At 60.1% G+C, this 21,634-nt stretch carries 21 protein-coding genes; 12 read left to right on the plus strand and 9 right to left on the minus strand.

Annotation, left to right across the window (positions count from 1 at the left end):
• Nucleotides 1-3 precede the first annotated feature (3 nt).
• The 3 genes from pyrC (at nucleotide 4) to CHEJ32_RS0117205 (ending at nucleotide 2,266) form a co-directional block, all read left to right on the plus strand.
• A complete protein-coding gene (gene pyrC, locus CHEJ32_RS0117195) occupies nucleotides 4-1,044 on the plus strand; it encodes a dihydroorotase (protein WP_028034894.1) in 1,041 nt (346 codons plus the stop codon).
• Between the two features lie 148 nt (nucleotides 1,045-1,192).
• The gene (locus CHEJ32_RS0117200; protein ID WP_028034895.1) at nucleotides 1,193-1,897 is read left to right on the plus strand and encodes an orotate phosphoribosyltransferase; all 705 of its coding nucleotides are present in this window, start codon (nucleotides 1,193-1,195) and stop codon (nucleotides 1,895-1,897) included.
• Nucleotides 1,898-2,041: 144 nt separating this feature from the next.
• Nucleotides 2,042-2,266: a DUF378 domain-containing protein gene (locus CHEJ32_RS0117205; protein ID WP_028034896.1), complete on the plus strand. Its 225-nt coding sequence runs from the start codon at nucleotides 2,042-2,044 to the stop codon at nucleotides 2,264-2,266.
• Nucleotides 2,267-2,307: 41 nt separating this feature from the next.
• Here CHEJ32_RS0117205 and CHEJ32_RS0117210 read toward each other — a convergent pair whose 3' ends face one another.
• The 3 genes from CHEJ32_RS0117210 to CHEJ32_RS0117220 all read right to left on the minus strand — a co-directional run bounded on the left by CHEJ32_RS0117210 (nucleotide 2,308) and on the right by CHEJ32_RS0117220 (nucleotide 5,290).
• Nucleotides 2,308-3,252, minus strand: a complete 945-nt coding sequence (locus tag CHEJ32_RS0117210; RefSeq protein WP_034658658.1) for a metallophosphoesterase — start codon at nucleotides 3,250-3,252, stop codon at nucleotides 2,308-2,310.
• A gap of 146 nt (nucleotides 3,253-3,398) precedes the next feature.
• Nucleotides 3,399-4,592 (minus strand): pyridoxal phosphate-dependent aminotransferase, encoded by a 1,194-nt coding sequence (locus tag CHEJ32_RS0117215; RefSeq protein ID WP_028034898.1) that lies wholly within the window; start codon nucleotides 4,590-4,592, stop codon nucleotides 3,399-3,401.
• A 104-nt stretch (nucleotides 4,593-4,696) separates the two neighbouring features.
• Complete coding sequence (locus tag CHEJ32_RS0117220) at nucleotides 4,697-5,290, minus strand: helix-turn-helix domain-containing protein (protein WP_084032839.1); 594 nt, start codon at nucleotides 5,288-5,290, stop codon at nucleotides 4,697-4,699.
• Nucleotides 5,291-5,414: 124 nt separating this feature from the next.
• Here CHEJ32_RS0117220 and CHEJ32_RS0117225 point away from each other — a divergent pair, with 124 nt between their 5' ends.
• From CHEJ32_RS0117225 to CHEJ32_RS0117235, 3 genes are all read left to right on the plus strand, one after another.
• Nucleotides 5,415-6,125, plus strand: a complete 711-nt coding sequence (locus CHEJ32_RS0117225) for a nitroreductase (protein WP_028034900.1) — start codon at nucleotides 5,415-5,417, stop codon at nucleotides 6,123-6,125.
• 111 nt (nucleotides 6,126-6,236) lie between these two features.
• Entirely contained in the window at nucleotides 6,237-6,818 is a 582-nt protein-coding gene (locus CHEJ32_RS26355; RefSeq protein WP_051469721.1) for an EF-hand domain-containing protein, read from the plus strand.
• 159 nt (nucleotides 6,819-6,977) lie between these two features.
• On the plus strand, nucleotides 6,978-9,503 hold the full coding sequence (locus CHEJ32_RS0117235) for an FAD-dependent oxidoreductase (RefSeq protein WP_028034901.1): 2,526 nt from the start codon (nucleotides 6,978-6,980) through the stop codon (nucleotides 9,501-9,503).
• A 40-nt stretch (nucleotides 9,504-9,543) separates the two neighbouring features.
• On the opposite strand, the gene CHEJ32_RS0117240 is transcribed toward CHEJ32_RS0117235, so the two are convergent.
• Nucleotides 9,544-10,719 (minus strand): sensor histidine kinase, encoded by a 1,176-nt coding sequence (locus CHEJ32_RS0117240; protein ID WP_028034902.1) that lies wholly within the window; start codon nucleotides 10,717-10,719, stop codon nucleotides 9,544-9,546.
• Nucleotides 10,720-10,893: 174 nt separating this feature from the next.
• Nucleotides 10,894-11,454: a type 1 glutamine amidotransferase domain-containing protein gene (locus CHEJ32_RS0117245; protein ID WP_028034903.1), complete on the minus strand. Its 561-nt coding sequence runs from the start codon at nucleotides 11,452-11,454 to the stop codon at nucleotides 10,894-10,896.
• Here CHEJ32_RS0117245 and CHEJ32_RS0117250 point away from each other — a divergent pair.
• Nucleotides 11,410-12,390, plus strand: coding sequence for a Crp/Fnr family transcriptional regulator (locus CHEJ32_RS0117250; protein WP_256375690.1), 981 nt, complete (start codon nucleotides 11,410-11,412; stop codon nucleotides 12,388-12,390). The two genes, CHEJ32_RS0117245 and CHEJ32_RS0117250, sit on opposite strands and share 45 nt — an antisense overlap.
• A 17-nt stretch (nucleotides 12,391-12,407) precedes the next feature.
• Here the strand turns inward: CHEJ32_RS0117250 and CHEJ32_RS0117255 are convergent, their stop codons facing one another.
• The gene (locus CHEJ32_RS0117255; RefSeq protein ID WP_028034905.1) at nucleotides 12,408-13,193 is read right to left on the minus strand and encodes an SDR family NAD(P)-dependent oxidoreductase; all 786 of its coding nucleotides are present in this window, start codon (nucleotides 13,191-13,193) and stop codon (nucleotides 12,408-12,410) included.
• 49 nt (nucleotides 13,194-13,242) lie between these two features.
• Nucleotides 13,243-14,934 carry an ATP-binding protein gene (locus CHEJ32_RS0117260; RefSeq protein ID WP_028034906.1) on the minus strand — a complete coding sequence of 564 codons (1,692 nt, stop codon included), beginning with the start codon at nucleotides 14,932-14,934 and terminating at the stop codon, nucleotides 13,243-13,245.
• Nucleotides 14,935-15,136: 202 nt separating this feature from the next.
• Between CHEJ32_RS0117260 and CHEJ32_RS0117265 the strand changes: the two genes are divergently transcribed.
• Nucleotides 15,137-16,078 carry a hypothetical protein gene (locus CHEJ32_RS0117265; protein ID WP_245261153.1) on the plus strand — a complete coding sequence of 314 codons (942 nt, stop codon included), beginning with the start codon at nucleotides 15,137-15,139 and terminating at the stop codon, nucleotides 16,076-16,078.
• Nucleotides 16,079-16,100: 22 nt separating this feature from the next.
• Here the strand turns inward: CHEJ32_RS0117265 and CHEJ32_RS0117270 are convergent, their stop codons facing one another.
• Complete coding sequence (locus CHEJ32_RS0117270; protein WP_028034908.1) at nucleotides 16,101-16,649, minus strand: GNAT family N-acetyltransferase; 549 nt, start codon at nucleotides 16,647-16,649, stop codon at nucleotides 16,101-16,103.
• Between the two features lie 257 nt (nucleotides 16,650-16,906).
• On the opposite strand from CHEJ32_RS0117270, the gene CHEJ32_RS0117275 reads away from it, so the two are divergent.
• The 4 genes from CHEJ32_RS0117275 to CHEJ32_RS0117290 all read left to right on the plus strand — a co-directional run bounded on the left by CHEJ32_RS0117275 (nucleotide 16,907) and on the right by CHEJ32_RS0117290 (nucleotide 21,224).
• A complete protein-coding gene (locus tag CHEJ32_RS0117275) occupies nucleotides 16,907-18,709 on the plus strand; it encodes an acetolactate synthase 3 large subunit (protein ID WP_028034909.1) in 1,803 nt (600 codons plus the stop codon).
• A 58-nt stretch (nucleotides 18,710-18,767) separates the two neighbouring features.
• Nucleotides 18,768-19,340: an acetolactate synthase small subunit gene (ilvN, locus tag CHEJ32_RS0117280; RefSeq protein WP_028034910.1), complete on the plus strand. Its 573-nt coding sequence runs from the start codon at nucleotides 18,768-18,770 to the stop codon at nucleotides 19,338-19,340.
• 111 nt (nucleotides 19,341-19,451) lie between these two features.
• Nucleotides 19,452-20,048 (plus strand): LysE family translocator, encoded by a 597-nt coding sequence (locus tag CHEJ32_RS0117285; protein ID WP_028034911.1) that lies wholly within the window; start codon nucleotides 19,452-19,454, stop codon nucleotides 20,046-20,048.
• Between the two features lie 48 nt (nucleotides 20,049-20,096).
• The gene (locus tag CHEJ32_RS0117290; protein WP_028034912.1) at nucleotides 20,097-21,224 is read left to right on the plus strand and encodes an ATP-dependent RecD-like DNA helicase; all 1,128 of its coding nucleotides are present in this window, start codon (nucleotides 20,097-20,099) and stop codon (nucleotides 21,222-21,224) included.
• A 2-nt stretch (nucleotides 21,225-21,226) separates the two neighbouring features.
• On the opposite strand, the gene CHEJ32_RS0117295 is transcribed toward CHEJ32_RS0117290, so the two are convergent.
• On the minus strand, nucleotides 21,227-21,634 hold the full coding sequence (locus tag CHEJ32_RS0117295) for an STAS/SEC14 domain-containing protein (RefSeq protein WP_028034913.1): 408 nt from the start codon (nucleotides 21,632-21,634) through the stop codon (nucleotides 21,227-21,229).

Genomic DNA, 21,634 nt, shown 5'->3' on the forward strand with positions numbered 1-21,634 from the left:
ATCATGAAAACGCTCACAATCAGGCAGCCAGACGACTGGCATCTCCACCTGCGCGACGGCGCCGTGCTTAAGGCCGTGGCACCCCATTCCGCGGTGCATTTCGCCCGCGCCATCATCATGCCGAACCTGGTGCCGCCGGTCGTCACCACGACGGATGCGGCGGCCTATCGCGAGCGCATCCTGGCGGCGTTGCCGGAAGGGAGCAGCTTCACACCGCTGATGACGCTCTATCTTACGGAAACGACCCAGGCCGAGGACGTGGAGGCCGGCTTTCGCGACGGTCTGATCAAGGCCGTCAAGCTTTATCCGGCCGGAGCAACGACCAACTCCCAGAGCGGCGTGCGCAATATCGAGACAGCCTATCCCGTGTTGGAGCGGATGGCGGCCATCGGCCTGCCACTTTGCGTGCATGGCGAGGTGACCGATCCAACGGTCGACATCTTCGACCGCGAGGCGGCCTTCATCGAGCGGGTGCTGGAGCCCTTGCGGCGGCGCATCCCCGAGCTCCGCATCGTGATGGAGCACATTACGACCAAGGACGGCGTGGATTTCGTCCGCGCGCAGGGTCAAAATATGGGCGCTACGATCACGCCGCACCACCTGATCATCAACCGCAACGCGATCCTGGCCGGCGGAATCCGGCCGCATTATTATTGCCTGCCGGTGGCCAAGCGCGAAGCGCATCGCCTCGCACTGCGCGCCGCCGCCATCTCGGGCCATGGGCCCTTCTTCCTCGGCACGGATTCCGCGCCCCATCTGGATCCTCTCAAGGAATGCGCCTGCGGCTGCGCCGGCATCTTCAACGCGCCGAACACGCTTGCTTGCCTGGCACATGTTTTCGAGGAGGAGGGGGCGCTCGATCAGCTCGAAGCCTTCACCTCCTTGAACGGCCCTGCCTTCTACCGCCTGCCGCCTAATGAAAAGCGGATCACGCTCCGGCGCCAGGACGTTCCGGTGGAGATGGAGCGGAAGGTCAGCGTCGGCGAGGAAACCCTCACCATTTTCGACCCGATGTTCCCGATCCACTGGAAGGTGGAGGATTAACTTTCTAGCGGAGTGCTAGCCTGCTAGGCAACGGAAGGCGGCAGCCTTCGAGCAAGAACGTCAACTCGGCATCTGCGAGGGGCCCGCAGCGGAACTAAATGTCCCCGAGCAGAACGCCTTAGCGTGATCATAGTGACCGGAGCCCGCCATGTTTGCCAATACTTTTCCCGATAAGGCCCTGATCGCCGAAACGGTTGCCAAGATGCTTCTGGAGATCGAGGCGGTCCACATCCGCGCAGACGAGCCCTATACCTTCACCTCCGGCATCAAAGCGCCCGTCTATATCGATTGTCGCAAGCTCATTTCCTATCCACGCATCCGCTCCGCCGTCATGGATTTCGGAGCGTCGGTGGTCCTGCGCGGTGCGGGGTTCGAGCAATTCGATGCAGTGGCCGGCGGCGAGACGGCTGGCATTCCCTTTGCCGCGTGGCTGTCGGAGAGGCTCGGCCTGCCGATGCTGTATGTGCGCAAGAAGCCCAAGGGCTTCGGCCGCAATGCGCAAATCGAAGGCAATCTGGCCGACGGCGCGCGCGTGCTCCTGGTCGAAGATCTCACCACCGATGGCGGCAGCAAGATCAAATTCGCCGAAGCCATTCGCAAGGCGGGCGCAAATGTGACCGACACGTTCGCTGTCTTCTATTACGACATCTTTCCGGACACACCGGATCGGTTGAAAGCGGCCGGAATGCGCCTCCATTACCTCACCACCTGGTGGGACATCCTCGCGGCTTGCCGCAAGGAAAATCGCTTCGGGGTAGAGGCGCTCGATCAGGCCGAAGCCTTCCTCAAGGAGCCTCTCAAATGGTCGGCCGCTCACGGTGGTATTGCCGAGCTGCCGCGTTCGGAGGGATGAGTTCACGGCCGTTGCGCAGCATGAGCTTCGAGCCTGCTCGCTCGCGCCCTCAAGCTGGCGCGGGTATTCACGATTTGTTGCAGCTGGAACGATGTGGTTGATCGAGCGTTGTGTTGGTGCGGGAGTCCCAGCGGGAGAACTCTTATGCACTCGCTCAACGTTATCACTCTTGTCCTCATCATCATTGGCGGATTGAACTGGCTGCTCGTTGGCCTGTTCCAGTTCGACCTCGTGGCGGCCATTTTTGGCGGTCCGGAGGCTGCAGTCTCCAGGGTGATCTACATTCTGGTGGGGCTGTCGGCTCTGTGGCAGCTCATGCCGCTGATCAAGTCGTTCAGCGAGGACGAAGCACTCGCTCAGCGCCATTAAAGGAAGCGGGTAGGCCGACGGAAGCCGGCCTACCCGTCTCATCAGGCACCGCGCGTTTCCGGAAGCCTCAGGCTTCGGCTCGGCTCGCGCCCGAAGCCGGCGATCTCGAGCCGGTTCTCGTAGACCGTCACGATCGCGAAGGCATTGTGCGCCGGTGTTTCGACCATCCCTTGGAAATTGACGAAGTGCTTTCCGGAAATCTCGCCGTAATTTCCGGCGTGATTGTGCCCGTTGAAGAAGGCCACGACATGCTCGTGGCTTGTAAGCAGTTCGACGATCCGCTCGGAATCCCAGAGATTATGCATATCGTGTGGATAGACCGGATAATGGCTGAGCACGATCACCTTCTCTCCAGCGGATCTTGCTCTATCCAGCGCTTCGCCAAGCCATGAAAACTGCACGTCGCTCAGCGAGCCGTTCCAGTTATGCGCGTTTGGTGCACCGGCCTCCCTGAGCTTCGCCAGGCGCGCGGCGGCGATTTCAAGCCGCGGATCCCCGGCGGGCGGTGCGAACAAGCTCACATCATTCCCATCGAGGACGATGAAACGATAGCCTCCGCCGGTGAAGTCGTAGTAGGGCTTTGGCATGCCAACGGTACGGACGACCGAGCGCAGATAATCCTGGCCCACCTCGTAATCATGATTGCCGAGTACGAAGAAGTGGTCATGCCGCAGCCGGTCGTAAATCGGCAGGATATCGCCGAAACTGTCCCAGTGACGGTCGATGATGTCTCCTAGGGTCACAACGAACTCTAGGTCCTGCTTGTTGAAGCTTTCTATTGCCTCCGTCAGCTTCCACAGACTGTTGGCGTAATAGCGCGTGCCACCGGGTTTGGGCGGAAAGGGCGCATATTGCGGGTCGGCGACGATGCCGAACCGGAACAGGGCTCCGCCTTGCGCCTTTGCAGTCGAGGCGGCAAAGCCCGCGAACGGGGCTAGAAGGCCAGCCGCAGCGGTGGCCTTGATGAGCGTGCGGCGAGTGGGCATCTCCGATTCTCCTCGTCTGAACAGAGATGCATTTTTCTAAGACAGCCGCCGTGACATGCAGGTGACGCCGACATGAAGCCCGGATGAAGATCGCGCTCGCGTTTTGATTAGGGGAGGATGGCTGCGGTGCAGGCAGGGAATGCGGCCTATTCGGCCGCGTCACGCCGCGTCGTCTTCGATGCGATATAGCGGCGGATACGTGCCGCTGCTTCGCGCAGCACCGGCTCCTCCTGGCACATTGAGATGCGGATAAGTCCCTCCGCGGCGGCGCCGAAGCTCGGGCCCGGCATCACCGCGACTTTTTCGGCCTGCAACAGCCCCCACGCGAAAGCTTCTGCGTTTGGATCCACATGGGAAATGTCGAGCATGACATACATGCCGCCTTCAGAACCCCGCACGATAACCTCGTTCGCGCCTCTGAGTGCGTCCAGGAACGCGCTCCGGCGGGCGGCATAGCGTTCCGCGATTTCCTGGACCCCATAGCCATTTTCAACGGCCGCAATCGCCGCTCGGGAGACGAAATCCACCATTCCGTAGCTCGAAACGATGTTGAGATTGGTAAGCAGCCTTACCACCTCGGCGGGTGCGGTGAGCCAGCCGACGCGCCAGCCTGTCATGCCATGGCTTTTGGAGAGTGAGTTCACGACCAGCGTGCGCTCCTTCATGCCCGGAAATGAACGGGGCGACACGTGCTCCCGTTCACCGCGCAGCGTCCAGTAAACCTCGTCCGACACGAGCCAGAGATTGTGCCGCCGGCAGATTTCCGCGATAGCCTCCATAGTCGCACGCGAATAGACCGAGCCGGTCGGGTTGTTGGGCGAGTTGATGAGGATCATGCGCGTTTCGGGCCGGATCGCCGCGGTGATCGCTTCCGCGCCCGGCTCGAAACCGTCCTCCGAACGTGTCTCGATTTCCGTGAAGCTTGCGCCGGCAGCGCGGGTCGTGCCCGGATAGGTGGCATAGTAGGGCGAGATGATGATCGCGTGCGAGCCGGGATCGAGCACAGCCTGACAGGCTGCGAAGAGCGCGCCTTGGCCTCCCTGCGTGACGATCACTTCTTCAGAGAGGGTTTCCACGCCTGTGCAATCAGCCGACAGCCGCGCCAGCGCCTGGCGCAATCTGGGCAGGCCCGGCAGCTGGATGTAATGGTGATGGCCGGTCTGCACCGCCTCCACGCAGGCCGCGATCGTTCCTGAAGGCGTATCGAAATCATGGTCGCCTACCGACAGCATCAGAATTTCCTCGCCCGCCAAACGTCGAGTGAGGGCAGTGAAATGGACCTCCCAACCGTCTTTGCCGGAAGGCATGATGCCGGCTATGCGCTTTGAAGTTTCGGGCATGGATTTACTCTTTCCGCGTGGCGCTCAGGGCTCGTTTTCCCAAGCCGTCATGCCCGCAGCATAAATTGTCAACCCCTGCCGGCCTGCATTCCGGAAGCATGCTGTCAGTAGACGGGAGGCGAAACCACCCAGATCACGACTGCCGGCTCCCCATGCGGGTTGCGCCAGCGAAACGCCTCGCCATGCAGGCGGAAACTGTCGCCGGTGGAAAGCTGGTACCACTTCCCCGCGACTTCGAGGTCCAACGCGCCGGAAACGACGTAACCTGCTTCTTCGGCGGCACGCTTGCGAGGCTGGGGCGAGGTGTTGCCCGCGAACTCGCACCGGGTGATCTCGAAGCGCCCCCCTAGATCTGGCGAAAGGAGCTCTTCAGTTACGCCGGGCTCTCCCGAGACGAGCCTGCGACGACTGTCGGCCCGTACAACCACCTGCTGCTCCTTCTCGTCGGGAGCGGCAGGTGTAAGGAAGAAGCTGACTGGCACCTTGAAGTGATTTGCAAGCGCGCGAAGGTCGGCAAGGCTCGGCAGCGAAATGCCTCGTTCCACCTGGCTCAGCCAACCCACGGAACGGCCAAGTTGCGAAGCAAGGCCGGCAAGCGTCAAACCGCGTGCCTTGCGCAGGCGTCTGATATCGCCTGCCAGCAGCCGCAGGGCCTTGGCTTTCAGATCCGTTTCCGCGCTTTCGAACGAGGTGGACATCGTGAAAAATTCCTCTGGAAATTCATGAACCAAACCGATATGAAAAAATCAAGGGGATTTTCACTGCGCTGGCGTAAGATTCGCCTCCCACGGCTGGCGAATTCCAGTCTCTGAGGACGGCGAAATGTTGGCACCGGATCAAAGAGCTGCGGATGCGGAGGCTGTTGCCGCCGTCGATCATGCCATCACCTCCCGTCGCTCCGTTCGCGCTTTCTTGCCTGACCCGGTCCCTGAGGATGCGATACGCGAGATTCTGCGTGTGGCCTCTACGGCTCCTTCGGGAACCAACATGCAGCCCTGGAAGGTCTATGTGACCTTGGGAGAGACGAAGCGCCGTCTTTCGGAAGCGATCCTCTCCTCCGGGATACGCGCGGAAAAGGCCGATTGGGACGAGTACAAATACTATCCCGACAGCTTTTTCGAGCCGTATCTTTCCCGCCGCCGGGCGGTGGGTTATGCACTTTATGGTCTCCTCGGCATCGGGCGGCGCGAGGTGGACCGCATGCGCGCCCAGCACGACCGGAATTTCCTCTTTTTCGATGCGCCTGTCGGCATGATCTTCACGATCGATCGAAGGCTCAACAAGGGATCCTGGATCGACTACGGCGCTTTTCTCCAATCGATCATGATCGCGGCGCGGGCGAGGGGGCTTCATACCTGTCCGCAAGCGGCATTTGCCCCTTACCACCGCCATATTCGGCCGGTCCTCGGCATCTGCGAGGAGGAGGTGGTCGTCTGCGGCATGGCGCTCGGCTACGAAGATACCTCTAAGCCCGAGAACAAGCTCAGGACAGAACGCGAGCCTCTCGATCGGTGGATGACGTTCCATCGGTAGGGCGACCCTTACGAAAATGTAACGCCGCCGAAAGCACGCCGTAATGTTGGCCGTGGCATTAAGAGTCCGTCCCCAAGGCGCTGCGGCGCCCACAATTTGAGGAGTGAACGGATGGTTCGCAAAATACTTGCTTCTGCGATCGCGCTTTCGGTCGCGGCCGGCACCGTGGGCTTGGCCAATGCCCAGCAGGCCGGCAACAACAACGAGCCGGCGGCTGCACAGCAGCAGAACCAGCGTAAGTCTGGCGGATTCTTCAGCCGACTGGACGCCAATAACGACGGATCGATCACGCGGGATGAATTCGGCGGCAACCGCTTGGAGCGGCTGCAGGCTGCCGACGAGAACAAGGACGGCACGCTCTCCCAGGAAGAGCTCGCAAATTATTTGATGAAGCGTGAGTTCGAGCGTCGCGCTGCACGACTGGCGAGCCGTCTCGATATAGATGGAGATGGGAAGGTCTCGCTCGCGGAGCTGGAAAACCAGCAGGGCAAGCGTTTTGCACTCCTCGATCGGAATGATGACGGGCAGCTCAGCCAGGAAGAACTGCGCCGTGGCGCGTTCGGCAACCGCGCGAAGCACCTGTACCGCGGGGATGACCACCGCTTCGTCATGCGCGATGGCGATGGACCGCGGCGCTTCCATCGTATGGAGCGCGACAGGCCGGCACCCGAGCAGCCACCGGCTCAGGAATAAACTTTGCATCAAAGTGTGAACGGGCCCGGCTTGATGCCGGGCTTTTTTTATGTCGCGCGCCGCTTTGACGATGTCGCAAACAGGCCGGGGAGCACGTTGCTCTCGGGCATAATCCCGCCGAGGGACGGCTATCTGCCTGCCGAAGCCAGGGAGCAGCGCATGAAAAGAGAGGCACGCGCGGTCGTTATCGGGGGAGGGGTGGTCGGAGTCTCCACCCTTTATCACCTTGCAAAGAAAGGGTGGTCGGACGTTATTCTCGTTGAACGCCGGGAACTCACATCAGGATCGACCTGGCACGCCGCCGGACTCCTGCCACTCTTCAATATGAGTTACTCCGTCGGCCAGATTCATAAATATTCGGTCAAGCTCTACCGGGATCTAGAGATTGAGACCGGCACGAGTGTCGGTTTCGTCAATTGCAGCAATATTCGCCTCGCCCGCACGAAGGACCGTTGGGACGAGTATAAGTACTACGCGGGTATTGCCGAGACGATCGGGGTGGCGGTGAATATCCTCACGCCAGAGCAGGTGAGGGAGGTCTGGCCGCTCTGCAATACCGACGGTATCGTGGGAGCCATCCAGCATCCGGACGACGGCTATATCCAGCCTGCGGACCTGACGCAGGCCCTGGCCAAGGGGGCGAGGGATCGAGGCGCCACGATCTATCGCCATACTGCGGTGGTTGCCATCGAGCAGGAGCTGGACGGACGCTGGCGTGTCGTTACCGACAGCGGAGAGATTTTGACCGAGCACGTGGTTTCGGCGACGGGAAATTTTGCGCGTAGGACAGGAAAGATGGTGGGGCTCGATGTGCCGGTCATCCCGGTCGAGCACCAGTATATCGTCACGGAGCCGCACCCTGCCATCCTGGAACGCAAGCGCCGGGGGCTGCCCGAAATGGCTGTGCTGCGCGAGAGCGACTCCTCCTGGTACATGCGCGAGGAGAATGGCGGCCTGCTTCTCGGGCCCTACGAGAGGGGCGCGCCCTGCTGCTATCTCGATGGACCATCGGACGAGAGCGAATACGAGCTGTTCCAGGAGGATCTGGAGCGCTTGATGCCGCATGTCGAGACGGCGATTGCTCGCGTCCCGGCTTTCGGAGAGGTCGGAATCAAGAAAATGTACAATGGGGCGATCGCCTACACTCCCGACGGCTCCCCCATCATCGGCCCGGCGCCGGGTTTGAAAAACTTCTGGCTGAACGAGGGCCACTCCTTCGGCATCACGGCTGCGGGCGGGGCGGGCTGGCAACTTGCCGAGTGGATCGTGGAAGGCGAGCCATCGATCGACATGATGGGCGTAGATCCGCGCCGCTTTGGGCCATACGCGACCGAGGGCTATTTGCGCGCCAAGAACGAAGAGGCTTATGCCAATGTCTTCACGGTGCACTATCCCGACGAAGAGCGTGCGGCCGGAAGGCCGCTGAAAACCTCGCCCTGCTACGAACGCATGCGAGAGCGTGGCGCCATCTTCGGTTCGGTTTATGGATGGGAGCGTCCGAACTGGTTCGCGCCTGCTGGTTATGAAGTACCGGAGGACGAACTCGGCGCGGGAGACGATGTTCTGCTCAAGCACAATCATGCCGCCCCCCTTAAGGATGGCCGGATCGCGGAAAGATGGTCGTTCCGCCGCTCGAACTATTTCGAGCATGTCGGCAGGGAGGTCATCAACCTCCATGAAAATGTGGGACTGCTCGATATGACGGCCTTCGCCAAATGCTGGGTTAGCGGTCCGGGTGCCGAAAGCTGGCTCAACCGCATTCTCGCCAACCGGCTTCCCCGCAAGGACGGAGGCATTGCATTATGCCATCTGCTGACGAAGACGGGTGGCGTGCGCTCTGAATTCACCGTGTATCGCCAGCCGCAAGGTTTCTACCTTGTTTCAGCCGGGGCCTATGAGGCACATGATCACGATGTGCTGCGAAAGCTCTTGCCTCTGGACGGCAGCGTCCGAATGTTCCCGGTAACAACCCAATGGGGAGTGCTGGTCCTAGCAGGACCGAAGAGCAGGGACGTGCTGAGCAAGCTTACGCGCAACGACTTGTCCAATGCGTCCTTTCCCTGGCTCTCCGGCCAACGCATCTCGATCGGGCATGCGACGGCTCACGCGCTGCGGATCAATTTCATAGGTGAACTCGGCTGGGAGCTGCATCATCCGATTGAGATGCAGAACGCAATCTTCGACATGGTGATGGAAGCCGGCGAAGAGGATGGCATCCGCCCGTTCGGCATTCGCGCTATGAACTCCATGGCACTTGAGAAGAGCTATCGCCTCATCCCTCGTGAGCTGTCCATCGAATACTCGGCATGGGAAAGCGGGCTCGATCGTTTCGTGAGCCTTCAGAAGGGCGATTTTATCGGTCGTGAAGCACTTCTCCGCCAGCGTGAGGAGGGCCTCGACTGGAATTTCGTGACGCTGGAGGTGCATGACATATCGGACGCTGACGCACGCGGCTCAGAACCGGTCCATCGCAATGGCGAACTTGTCGGTCGGGTTACGAATGGGGGCTATGGATGGCGGGTGGGAAAGAGTCTCGCCCTTGCCATGGTTCGCCCGGATTGCTCGACCATAGGTACGAAGCTTGAGATCAGGATACTCGGTGAGCCGCACCCCGCCACCGTGATCCCGGATAGCCCGTTCGATCCGGAAAACAAGATGCTGAGGGCCGATCTGGATTCTCATTAATGCGGCCGATTATCGGCCTAACTTTACGTCCGCATTGGCGCTAGAAGCGCAGACCGTCGAAGGGAAGCCTCATCGTCACTGCTAGTCCTTCATGCCGCCAGTCGTAATGAACGGTGCCACCGAACTGGCGTGTGATCGTAGCATTGACGAGCCGGCTGCCATAGCCGGTGACCTTTGGCGGCTCCTCGATGTTCGGACCCCCGCTCTCGCTCCAAGTGATCTCGAGGTCGTCATCGGCGTGTTGCCAGCGGATCAGGATTCGTCCCTCGTCGGTCAGAAGAGCACCGTATTTGGACGCGTTGGTCGCAAGTTCGTGGATCGCAAGCGCAATCCCGTCTACCGCCTTGTCGCCGCAGGCGACGGGTGGCCCCTCGAGCTCAAACCGGGCCGCAAGATCCGAGTTGTGCGGGCGTGTGATCGTGTCGATGACCTCCCGAAGGTCAGTCGTGCGCAGGCCTTCCTCGTTGCTCCGCACCTTGCGGCGGACAAGCGAATGCGCGCTTGCAAGGGCGTGCAGACGGCCGGAAAGGGCTAATGCCATCTCCTCCTTTGTGGAGGTGCTGCGCGCCGTGGTGCGGATCATGCTCTCCGCGATCGCGAAGAGATTCTTGATCCGATGGTCCATCTCTGCGGCAAGCCGCTCTTGTTCCTCCAGCGCCCGGCTGAGCCGCTGCTGGCTTTCATGGAGGCTGAGCGCCGCCCCGACGAAGGTGGCCAACTCCGTCACGGCGCGTGCATGTCCCGAGTCGAAATGGCCCTCTTGGTCGGCAATGATCCAGAGGGTGCCGAAAGGTTGTTTTCCACTGACATTGACGGGCACAAGCAGGGCTTCAGGGATAACGATGGCCGCCTCGGCAATCCAGCTATAGGCCCGCTCGGGATGGGCGGTGAGTACCGGGCGGTTCTCGTCCAATGTCACGCCGCAGGGGCTGAAATCCCGTGGAACTGAACTGCCTTCGAAAGAGGCGAGGGCACCCCGAAGATAGCGACAGCGGAAAGCCCGTGTTTCGTCACCTTCGTAGAGACTGAGCCCAGCCGAGACGCCCTCCGTCATCTGCATCGCGAGATCGACAAAACGGGGGAGAACGTCCTCAGGTGCATCGACCATGCGGGAAGCAAGCTCCTGCAGGGCGAGTTTCTCCTGCAGGTAATTCGGCTTTTTGGGCGCGCGACGCGTAAGCTCGTCGGTGATGAACACGTCGGCGAAAGATGGCATCAAGGGATGTAGCAAGATTGTCAGCGGCCCCTAAAATCTCACTCTACGTTAGTTTCGCCCGGCATGCGAGTAGAGTTTTTGTGATTCTCCGTGAGGCCATCAACGCAAAAGCCCATCCGGCCTTTCGGCACGGATGGGCCAGGCGCGATCAATTGGGAGGATCGGCGCCGTTAGCTATGCGGCTCGCCTTTCGTGCCGTCCTTCTCTGATCTCTTCAGTGAGCTTTTCGCAGAACGCGTCGAGATCACCAGGATTGCGGCTTGTTACGAGGCCCTGATCTGTGACGACCTCCGAATCCTCCCATCGGGCACCCGCATTGATGACGTCTGTCTTCATCGAGTGGTAGGAGGTCAGGCGGCGGTCTTTGGCGATGCCGGTTTCGGCAAGGAGCCAGGGGGCGTGACAAATGGCGCCGATGACTTTGCGGTCGTTCCAGAAGCTCTTGATGAAATCGAGAGCTTTCTTTTCGACACGCAGGAGATCGGGATTGATCTGCCCGCCCGGAAGCACGAGAGCGTCATAGTCTTCAGGCCGTGCCTCGTCGAGCGTCTTGTCGACCTTCACCGGGCGCCCCCAATCCTTCTCATCCCAGCCTTTGATCTCACCCGGTTCGGGCGAAATCACCTCAACCTCCGCGCCGGCCTCGCGCAGCTTTTTGAGGGGCACCTCAAGCTCCGACTGCTCAAAGCCATGCGTTGCGAGAATTGCCACGCGTTTTCCGGAGATATCCTGCATTGCACTCTCCAAGTCGTTTGGGGGATTCCTTGCCCAACAGAACAAACGGGCCCGTGTTCCCGCGATTTTTCCGGATATTCGGCGGATTTTGGCGGTCACCGAGCAAAAAGCCGAGCAACTTGGGATCGATACAGGCGTCTGGCGCGTTGCCATTTAGTCACGAAACAGAGGCCGGCCCCTCAACTTAGAAGAGAGTTTAGGGTGATAGAGCAACCGCTGCTGCGACAACTGTCTATTCGGGGAGGGATTTCCCGGGAAGAAGTGGAGTTCCTGAGATCTGCTTTTGCTGGAACGAGAGAAATCCCACACGATCGCGAATTCATCCGCGAGGGAGATCTTCCGCAAGCGAGTACGGTACTTCTGAGCGGATTTGCCGCGCGTTCGAAAGAACTCGCAAATGGAAAGCGGCAATTCTTGACAATTCACGTCAAAGGAGACTTCGTCGACCTCCACAGCTTCCTTCTCAAGAAGATGGACCACGGCGTCGTTGCCCTCACACCATGCACGATCGGATTGGTTCCCCATGAGAAGCTCAAGGAGATCACCGAGCGCTTTCCGAGCCTGACGCGGCAGCTTTGGCTGAGCACGACGATTGATGCGGCTATTCACAGAGAATGGTTGGTCAGTTTTGGCCGTCGGTCGTCGAGGGCAAATGTCGCTCATCTTCTTTGTGAGCTTTACATGCGCCTATGGGCGGCCGAGGAAACGGACGGATTCCGATTCCGCTTGCCGATAACCCAGGGGGAGCTCGCCGATGCCAGGGGCATGTCCATCGTCCACATGAACCGGGCCATCAAGGCGTTGAGAGAGCAGGGGCTGATAAGCTGGCTCGGCGAGGAGGTGATGATCCGGGATTGGGACGGCCTTGTCAGCCTGGCCGAGTTCGATCCAACCTATCTACAACTGGAGGGCCTGGGCAGACCCTCTCAGCAGTAGTTTAGTGGTGCATTTCCTCATTCCTTGCGTGGCGTACCTGGGATGCGCGTCAGCAGGCCGCCATCCACCCGGACCACTTCACCCGTGACGAAGGAAGCTTCGTCGGAGAGGAGGAAGGCCACCACCGCCGCGACTTCCTCGGGGCGAGCGGTCCGCCCGAGGGGATGCATCCCGTTTAGGACCCGCCACAGCGCATCCGGATCATCGCTCAGCTTCGCGGACTCCTGGAGCATCGGCGTGTTCACGGCACCCGGAGCGACAGCATTCACGCGCACGCCAAAGGGCGCATAGTCGACGGCCATGGATTTGACCAGCCCGATCAGGCCATGCTTGGCGGTGGTATAGGCAAGCACGCCCTCCTGGCTGGCAAGACCCTGCACGGAGCTTACGTGAACGATTGCGCCCCGGCTCTCCTTAAGGGCGGGCATCGCCGCGCGGGACAGGAGATAAGCGGCTTTCAGATTGACGCTCATGACCTCATCCCACAGCGCCTCGTCTGTGGTCTCGACTGTGCCGTAACGTTGGATGCCGGCGTTGTGAGAGAGCATGTCGAGCCCGCCAAGCTTCTCGTAAGCCAAGCTGACGGCCCTTTTGCATATCTCCGGCTCAGCGGTCGATCCGACTACACTGAATACGTCAGCCCCTGCGCTGCGCAGTGCGTGCTCCACCTCGGACAACTGCTCCCGCGCGCGGTCGAGGAGAACCAGCGAGATACCCTGGCTCGCCAGCTTCTCGGCTACTGCTTTGCCGATGCCCATTGCAGCGCCCGTCACCAGCGCTCGTTTTCTCGCTTGATTGACCATTACAACCTCCCGATGTGCCGACATGCAATGAGATCAGCGGGCTTTTCGCCTACACTTTCAGCTTTTCCCGCTGGCCACCATTGCGCATCCTGCTAACGATCGATGCAAGCCTGATCTCTTCAGAATCCGTCGCGGCGCCTGCCGGATCCTCTGTGCGGTCGATATCGTCCTTGAGCCCCGGTAGAAACTCCTGCGCAAGCTGTTCGAACTTCATGCGCATGGTGGTAGCCACTCCGTCCCCGAAGGCAATGGCCTCGCGTTGGCCGATAGCAGAGAGGAAGTTGAGGATGGAGGCGGAGGAATCGGGGATTGCCGAGCGGATGATGGCTTGATCATGCTCGTTGGCCAGACGCATCGCGAAAATGGTGGAGCATTGCGACAATACGGTTGGATCGAGGTCCCCCGGGCGCTGTGTCACCACGCCTAGATAGCAGCCATATTTGCGCCCCTCCTTCGCTATTCGGGAGAGCGCGTAGCGCGTCGGCGCGAAGCCAAGCCGCGGATCGGCCGGCATGTAACGGTGCGCTTCCTCGCAAAGGAGAAGCAGTTTGAGCGTTCCTTCGCTCCAAAGCGCAAGATCGAAGGCGAGGCGGGCCAGCACCGAGCAGACCGAATTGGCCACCTCCGAAGGCAATCCCGCCATCTCGAAGCAGGTGACCGGGCGCCCTTCGCTTGGAACCCGAAAGATCCGGCCGATCGTCTCGTGGATCGAGTCTTCTATAAGCCGGGATGCGAACATGAACCGGTAGCGGGGGTCGTTGATGGCGGCGTCGATGCGGGCGCGCAGCTGACGATAATACGGCCGCTCGGCTTTTCCTTCGAGCTGGCCCATACGATCATCGATCTCCCGGATGACATCCGCCATGCGGTAGGGCACCGGCGTGTCGGCCGTGATCGCGCCCATGTCTGTGGGGCGGCGAAGCAGAACGCTGCTGGGGCTGCGGTAGAGATATTTTGCGGAGGCGACCAGATCGCGGAGTAGTTCCACTTCCTCCGCGACGGGCTCGCGGCCGCGATAGAGCACTTCCACGAGTTCTTCCAGGCGGAACAACCAGAAGGGCAGATCCAGTGAATTCGTGTCTATGCGAACGCAATGGTCCGGAAGGGAGGGAGCGAATTCGTTATGTGGATCGAGGATGAGGATGCGCAGGTCGGGGCGGACCTCGATCATCTTGCGCAATAGCAGGCTGACCGCGGTGGATTTTCCGACGCCGGTTGTCCCGACAACGGCGAAGTGGCGAGCGAGCATGTCGTCGACAGCAAGACAGGCTTCGATGGTGTTGTCTTGGGACAAATGCCCGATCACAACGGAGCGGCGTCCTCCGAGGTCATAGACGGCACGAAGATCGCTGTTGCGGATCCGGTGGGCAATGGCCCCGACATGGGGGTATTGCGTGATGCCGCGGTCGAAAATCTGTTTTCCATCGAGGTCGCGCACTTCCCCGATGAGTTCCACGAATATCGCAAGAGGATTGCTGCCATCTTCTTCCCAGACGCGCTTCGGCCTCTCGATCGCATAGACAAGGCCGACCGTCCGCGTCGATCCCAGATTGATCGAAATGAGCCTGCCCACCGTCCAGGTCGCGGCGAGAGCGACTTCTTCCGTGCTGATGGAGGCTGCGACGATGGCGCGTGCGCCATCGCACTGCACCACGTGCCCGAGTGTTCGCGAACGCGGCTGGGCAGCCGCCCGCCTTTCCTGATCTGCGCCTTGAATGTCTGCGCTGTCTGCCTGATGCATGATGTAGCCCCCTCTTGGCAGAGGGAAGGTAAACGGGCGAAGTTAAGGCGCGATGAGAATGGATGGTTGCGCAGACGTTAAGGTCGAGAGCGAATGGTTCCGCCGCGAGCCTCTGGGGCCATATTTTTTCCTCACTGATCTGCCGACTTCTCTCCATTGCTGATCAGGGAATAATTTTAGGATGTTTGCACGAGCCTGCGCGTTGGCGCTCATTTTCTTTTGTCCGTGCAGCGGTTGGGCGGCAGAGGCGGCCAAGCTTCCAGTCAATTTCCTCTATGTGGGGGCTGGCGAGCTCCAGCGGATCCAAGGGCTTCTGGCGCGGCCGGATATTGCTGGCGTTCAAGTGGTCTATAGCTGGAGGTTACTCGAGCGCGGCAAGAACGAGTATGATTTCTCGGCGGTCGAACGGGATTTGGCCGCCACGAAGGCTGCGGGCAAGGGGCTCTTCATCCAGATACAGGACCGGTTCTTTTCCCCCGAGGCACGGAACGTGCCCGATTATCTCATGAAGGAGCAGGGATATGGCGGAGGATTGGCCCCTCAGGCCGATAACGCAGGTGAGGGACAACCTGAAGGCATGGGCTGGGTCGCAATGCAATGGAATCCCGCCGTGCGGGAACGGTACCAGTCACTCCTGAAAGCACTGGCGGGCCAGTTCGATGGGCGGGTAGCCGGCGTGAACCTGCCCGAGACGGCGGTCGATATCGACCGGAAGCGCGACAAGACCGGTTTCAGTTGCGATGCCTATTTCGAGGCCGAAATGGAGAATATGGCCGCCGCAAGAGCCGCGTTCAGCAATGCGCATGTGGTTCAATATGTGAACTTCTGGCCCTGCGAATGGCAAAACGAGCGCGGCTATATGGAGCGGCTTTTCAAATATGCCGCGGAGCATGGGATCGGCCTTGGCGGCCCGGACATTGTTCCCTATCGCAAGGCCCAGATGAAGAATGCCTATCCCTTCTTCAACCAGTACAAAGGCAGGCTCGAACTCGTGGCGATGGCTGTTCAGGAGCCGACGCTCACCTACACCAACCCCAAAACCGGCAAGCATTTCACGAAGGAAGAATTCATCGGGTTCGCCTCAGCTTACCTCGGAGCGGACATCATCTTCTGGAGCCCGAGCTCGCAATGGCTTGCGAAGTGACGTTCATGAGTATCGGTGCCGGTCAGAGCGATGGATTGCCGATGCGATAGAGAACATGCGCGTGCAGAGGATGGCCTTCGGGAATTTTGGGGTGCATGTAGTCGTCGGCCGGATCATAGCGCATCCCGATCTTCTGCATCACACGCTGGCTGCGGAGGTTGATACGGGCGGTAAAGGCGACCACCTCCGGTAAGCCGATGGACCACGCATAGTCGAGCCAGGCACGCGCCCCTTCCGGGGCGAGGCCCTTGCCCCAGAATTGTTTTCCAAGGACCCAGCCGATCTCCACGTCCGGGCGGCTGGGAATCACGGCCTTGGTTGCATCGGGGACCCGGCCGAGCCCAATGAGCCCGATCAACTCGCCGGTTTCCTTCAGTTCGGCCGCTTGGAAATGAAATCCGTTGATGCGGGCGCGTTCGATGGAAAGGTCGATGTCGGCATTCGTCTCTTCGGGTGTCAGCACCTTGTAATAGAAGCGGCGAACATCCGGGTCTCCATGGATTCGCGCCATCGGCGCGCGGTCGCGATGTTCCCACGGGCGCAAGATCAGACGTTCAGTCTCGATTTTCATTTCGGCTCACCTAATATTCCTGCCATCTAGACGGTTCTCGCCGACGAGACCAGTTCTGCGACTTTGCCGTTGACACTGAATGCTCTTCGCCATTATTGTTCGCGCCCATGATTACGAAGATCATTCTCGTAGTAGGAAGGCACATGGGCAAGGCGGCGTAGCCGCCGGGCGACAGCCACTCATGTGCGAAAGACAGGCTCCCTCCGGGGGCCTTTTTTATTGGCCGAAAGACGAATTATCAGCACAGGAAAAGAGCGATGGAACAGCGGGCGCCAGAGCCGAGGGCACACGAAACTGGTAGGCAGGAGATGACCGGCGCGGAGATGGTCGTGCAGGCGCTGAAGGATAACGGCGTCGAACACATCTTCGGCTATCCGGGCGGCGCGGTGCTTCCGATCTATGACGAGCTTTTCCAGCAGGAAGAAATCCAGCACATCCTGGTTCGTCATGAGCAGGGCGCGGGGCATGCCGCCGAGGGGTACGCGCGCTCCACGGGCAAGGCCGGTGTGATGCTCGTGACGTCAGGCCCGGGCGCGACGAACGCGGTCACGCCGCTCCAGGACGCGCTGATGGATTCCATCCCGCTCGTGTGCATCACCGGCCAGGTTCCCACCACGCTTATCGGCTCGGACGCTTTTCAGGAATGCGATACCGTCGGCATCACGCGCCCCTGCACCAAGCATAATTGGCTGGTGCGTGACGTGAACGACCTCGCCGCAATCCTGCACGAGGCCTTCCATGTCGCCACCACGGGCCGGCCGGGACCGGTCGTTGTCGACATCCCAAAGGATGTGCAGTTTGCGAAGGGCATTTATACGCCGCCCCAGACGGCACCGCGCACGAGCTATCATCCACCCCTCGATGGCAATCAGGAGATGATCCGCGCGGCCGTTTCGCTGATGGCCTCCGCTCGCCGTCCGATCATCTATTCCGGCGGCGGCGTCATCAATGCCGGACCAGAAGCCAGCCATCTCCTGCGCGAACTGGTCGAGCTCACGGGCTTTCCGATCACGTCGACCTTGATGGGCCTCGGCGCTTATCCTGCTTCAGGCGAGAACTGGCTCGGCATGCTCGGTATGCACGGGGCCTACGAAGCCAATATGGCCATGCATGACTGTGACGTGATGCTGTGCATCGGCGCGCGGTTCGATGACCGCATTACAGGCCGCCTCGACGCATTCTCTCCGAATTCCAGGAAGATCCACGTCGATGTCGATCCCTCTTCGATCAACAAGAATGTGCGCGTCGACATCCCGATCATCGGCGATGCCGGTCGTGTTCTGGAGGACATGGTTCGGCTTTGGCGGGCCGGCGCGAAGGCCGACAAGGCTGCACTGAAGCCCTGGTGGGAGCAGATCGACCGGTGGCGCGCGCGCCAGTCGCTCGCCTACAAAGCCAATCATGAAGTGATCATGCCGCAATATGCGATCGAGAGGCTTTATGAGCTGACGAAGGACCGCGATGTCTACGTCACCACCGAGGTGGGGCAGCACCAGATGTGGGCCGCGCAGCATTTCCGTTTCGATCAGCCCAATCGCTGGATGACATCCGGCGGCCTTGGCACGATGGGCTATGGCCTGCCTGCCGCCCTCGGCGTGCAGATCGCCCACCCTGACGCTCTGGTCATCGACATTGCCGGTGATGCTTCCGTGCTGATGACAATGCAGGAAATGAGCTCGGCCGTGCAGCACGAAGCGCCGATCAAGATCTTCATCCTCAACAATCAATATATGGGCATGGTGCGGCAATGGCAGCAGCTTTTGCACGGAAACCGGTTGTCGCATTCCTATACGGAGGCGCTGCCTGATTTCGTGAAGCTGGCGGAGGCCTATGGTTGCCACGGCATTCGCTGCGAAAGGCCAGGCGATCTCGATAACGCGATCCGCGAGATGATCGAGGTGAAGAAGCCGGTGATCTTCGATTGCCGGGTGGCGAATCTTGCCAATTGCTTTCCGATGATTCCGTCGGGCAAGGCACATAACGAAATGCTGCTTCCGGACGAAGCGACGGATGAAGCGGTCGCGAATGCCATCGATGCCGAGGGCAGGGCGCTCGTGTAGTCAAAACCTATCGGTTATCGAGCTTTAAGCAGAAGACTTCACAAAGAGATCAAAAGCGATGAACGCACAGCTTCAACCGACCGGATCGGCCTATTTCATCACCAAAGAGACCCAGACGGCCGAGACGCGCACCCTGGCCGTGCTCGTTGACAACGAGCCGGGGGTGCTTGCCCGGGTCATCGGCCTTTTTTCCGGTCGGGGCTACAATATCGACAGTCTTACGGTTTCGGAGACCGAGCACGAAAGGCATCTGTCGCGCATCACCATCGTGACGCGCGGCACCCCCCATGTGCTCGAACAGATCAAGCATCAGCTCGAACGCATCGTGCCCGTGCACCGGGTGGTGGATTTGACCTTGAACGCGCATGAGCGCGGCCAGGAGCGCCCCCTAGAACGCGAACTTGCAATGGTGAAGGTTCGCGGCACGGGGGACAGCCGCGTCGAAGCGCTCCGATTGGCGGACGCGTTCCGAGCGCAGGTGATCGACGCCAATACGGAGCACTTCATTTTCGAGATCACCGGTCGCGTTTCAAAAGTCGAGCAGTTCATCGCCATTATGAAGCCGCTTGGCCTCGTGGAGGTGTGCCGGACCGGCGTGGCTGCGATGAACCGCGGGCCGGAAGGCATGTAACGCAGCAGGCATCGTCACTTCCTTCACACCAACGCTGGACGCGGGGGCAGGTGTTTGGTAAAGTAGGTCAGCATTATTGACCTACTTTAAACCTTCTGAATTGAGCGCGCCATGTCGTCCGATATGTTTGCTGCCCTTCTGGTGTTTTCATTTGTCTCATCGATAACGCCGGGCCCCAACAACCTTATGCTTCTCACCTCGGGTCTCAATTTCGGGTTCGTACGTACGATCCCCCACATGCTCGGGATCGGCGTGGGGTTCGTTTCCCTGCTTCTGGCCGTGGGGTTCGGCCTCGGAGCTTTGCTGATGGCGGTACCGCAGGCCAGCTTCGCTCTGAAAACCCTAGGCAGCATCTATCTGCTCTATCTGGCCTGGAAGATCGCAATGTCACGGGCCCCCGCGAGCGGGGCTGAGAGCGAGGGAAGACCAATGAGTTTTCTTCAGGCTGCAGCCTTCCAATGGGTGAACCCGAAGGCCTGGGTCATGGCCGTTACAGCTATGGCGATCTATACCGACCCGAAATATCCGCTTGCCTCGCTGCTTCTGGTGGCTTTTGCATTCGGTCTGGTTAATCTTCCGAGTGTCTCTCTTTGGGCGGGACTTGGAGTGGCGCTGCGAGGCTTCCTGGCCGATCCTGTGCGCCTCAAATGGTTCAACATTCTGATGGGTCTGGCACTGGCGGCTACTCTTTGGCCGATGCTTCGATAGTTCGCGGCAGGCCTGTTCAGACGCGTCAGAATCTGGTTTTTGGGGCCTATGCAGTTTTCACCCCAACAGGATGAGGCCCTGAAGGCCGTCTCGCGCTGGCTGAAGGGCGGCGGTTCACAGCTGTTTCGTCTGTTCGGCTATGCCGGCACCGGCAAGACGACGCTCGCCCGCTATTTCGCCGAGCATGTTGACGGAGACGTGCAGTTTGCTGCTTTCACGGGGAAGGCGGCGCAGGTGCTCCGGTCCAAGGGCGCCTCCAATGCCCGCACGATCCACTCGCTCATCTACCGCCCGCGCGGTGAAGAGCAGGTAGAAGATGAGGCAACGGGCAAGACGCTCATCTCGCCGACCTTCTCGATCAACCGGCAAAGCCCCATCGCAAAGGCCAAGCTCGTCATCATCGACGAATGTTCGATGGTGGATGAGGAACTAGGGCGCGACCTGATGTCCTTCGGTACGCCGATCCTCGTGCTTGGCGATCCCGGGCAGCTTCCACCGATTTCGGGCGGCGGTTTTTTCACGGAGCACGAGCCGGATTTCCTGCTCACCGAAATCCATAGGCAGGCGCGCGACAATCCCATCATCCAGCTCGCGCTGGACGTTCGCGAAGGCCGAGAGTTCGTGAACGGCGACTTCGGCACGGCGCAGGTGATTTCCAGAAATGAAATCAATAGCGACATGGTGCTCGCGGCAGACCAGGTACTGGTGGGCGTTAACCGCACCCGCCGGCGCTACAACCAGCGTCTGCGTGAACTGAAGGGCTTCAATGCCCTCTTTCCTCAAGCGGGCGACAAGCTTGTGTGTCTGCGTAACGAGCCGGCAAAGGGGTTGCTCAACGGCTCGCTCTGGAAGGTGATGACGGCAGCGCGCGAGACGGTGAAGCCCGGCATAAATCTCCTTGTTTCCCCTGAAGAGGACGATCCGGATCGTGGCGTGGCAAAGATCAAGCTGCTCAAGGCTGCATTCGAGGATCCCGAGGGCGAGATTCCCTGGCAGACGAAGAAGCGCTATGACGATTTCGATTTCGGCTATGCGCTGACGGTGCACAAGGCGCAGGGTTCGCAGTGGAACCAGGTGATGCTCTTCGACGAGAGCTTCGCATTCCGCGATACCCGCCAGCGCTGGCTTTACACCGCGATTACGCGGGCTGCGGAACGCCTGACAATCGTTCGCTAGCGCTAGACAGGGCTCGGCAGGGGCTTGGTGCCGATCCATTCCCAGGCGGCCGCCACCTCCTCCAGCTCGAAATGCTTCATCTCCACAGAGAGGAACGGCTCCATGACACCCATCATGGCTCGTACCCATGTGGGGCCGCCGACCACTGCATATCTGCGGATATGCTTCAGCGCCTTGATCTTTTCCAGAAATGACTGGTCTTTCCAGGCACCGCTCCAATCGACGCCTTCATAATCATGGATCATAACGACCACATCAATCTTGTCGTGAAGTTGATAGGCGCCTTCCAACAAGCCATACATGTTTTCGATGTCGGCGGGTTCGATATAGCCCGTAATCTCAAAAGCATAGGCATCCGCCCGGTCCGTTTCGATCCGCCGTATGCTCGGCGGTGTTTCGTTGATGAGCAT

It is taken from the genome of Chelativorans sp. J32, assembly GCF_000518985.1.
Taxonomy (GTDB): domain Bacteria; phylum Pseudomonadota; class Alphaproteobacteria; order Rhizobiales; family Rhizobiaceae; genus Chelativorans.

Excerpts from the sequence above, each read along its gene's own strand:
- pyrC (WP_028034894.1), top strand. The coding sequence starts at position 4 with ATGAAAACGCTCACAATCAGGCAGCCAGACGACTGGCATCTCCACCTG.
- CHEJ32_RS0117200 (WP_028034895.1), top strand. The coding sequence starts at position 1,193 with ATGTTTGCCAATACTTTTCCCGATAAGGCCCTGATCGCCGAAACGGTT.
- CHEJ32_RS0117205 (WP_028034896.1), top strand. The coding sequence starts at position 2,042 with ATGCACTCGCTCAACGTTATCACTCTTGTCCTCATCATCATTGGCGGA.
- CHEJ32_RS0117210 (WP_034658658.1), bottom strand. The coding sequence starts at position 3,252 with ATGCCCACTCGCCGCACGCTCATCAAGGCCACCGCTGCGGCTGGCCTT.
- CHEJ32_RS0117215 (WP_028034898.1), bottom strand. The coding sequence starts at position 4,592 with ATGCCCGAAACTTCAAAGCGCATAGCCGGCATCATGCCTTCCGGCAAA.
- CHEJ32_RS0117220 (WP_084032839.1), bottom strand. The coding sequence starts at position 5,290 with ATGTCCACCTCGTTCGAAAGCGCGGAAACGGATCTGAAAGCCAAGGCC.
- CHEJ32_RS0117225 (WP_028034900.1), top strand. The coding sequence starts at position 5,415 with ATGTTGGCACCGGATCAAAGAGCTGCGGATGCGGAGGCTGTTGCCGCC.
- CHEJ32_RS26355 (WP_051469721.1), top strand. The coding sequence starts at position 6,237 with ATGGTTCGCAAAATACTTGCTTCTGCGATCGCGCTTTCGGTCGCGGCC.
- CHEJ32_RS0117235 (WP_028034901.1), top strand. The coding sequence starts at position 6,978 with ATGAAAAGAGAGGCACGCGCGGTCGTTATCGGGGGAGGGGTGGTCGGA.
- CHEJ32_RS0117240 (WP_028034902.1), bottom strand. The coding sequence starts at position 10,719 with ATGCCATCTTTCGCCGACGTGTTCATCACCGACGAGCTTACGCGTCGC.
- CHEJ32_RS0117250 (WP_256375690.1), top strand. The coding sequence starts at position 11,410 with ATGCGTTGCGAGAATTGCCACGCGTTTTCCGGAGATATCCTGCATTGC.
- CHEJ32_RS0117245 (WP_028034903.1), bottom strand. The coding sequence starts at position 11,454 with ATGCAGGATATCTCCGGAAAACGCGTGGCAATTCTCGCAACGCATGGC.
- CHEJ32_RS0117255 (WP_028034905.1), bottom strand. The coding sequence starts at position 13,193 with ATGGTCAATCAAGCGAGAAAACGAGCGCTGGTGACGGGCGCTGCAATG.
- CHEJ32_RS0117260 (WP_028034906.1), bottom strand. The coding sequence starts at position 14,934 with ATGCATCAGGCAGACAGCGCAGACATTCAAGGCGCAGATCAGGAAAGG.
- CHEJ32_RS0117270 (WP_028034908.1), bottom strand. The coding sequence starts at position 16,649 with ATGAAAATCGAGACTGAACGTCTGATCTTGCGCCCGTGGGAACATCGC.
- CHEJ32_RS0117275 (WP_028034909.1), top strand. The coding sequence starts at position 16,907 with ATGGAACAGCGGGCGCCAGAGCCGAGGGCACACGAAACTGGTAGGCAG.
- ilvN (WP_028034910.1), top strand. The coding sequence starts at position 18,768 with ATGAACGCACAGCTTCAACCGACCGGATCGGCCTATTTCATCACCAAA.
- CHEJ32_RS0117285 (WP_028034911.1), top strand. The coding sequence starts at position 19,452 with ATGTCGTCCGATATGTTTGCTGCCCTTCTGGTGTTTTCATTTGTCTCA.
- CHEJ32_RS0117290 (WP_028034912.1), top strand. The coding sequence starts at position 20,097 with ATGCAGTTTTCACCCCAACAGGATGAGGCCCTGAAGGCCGTCTCGCGC.
- CHEJ32_RS0117295 (WP_028034913.1), bottom strand. The coding sequence starts at position 21,634 with ATGCTCATCAACGAAACACCGCCGAGCATACGGCGGATCGAAACGGAC.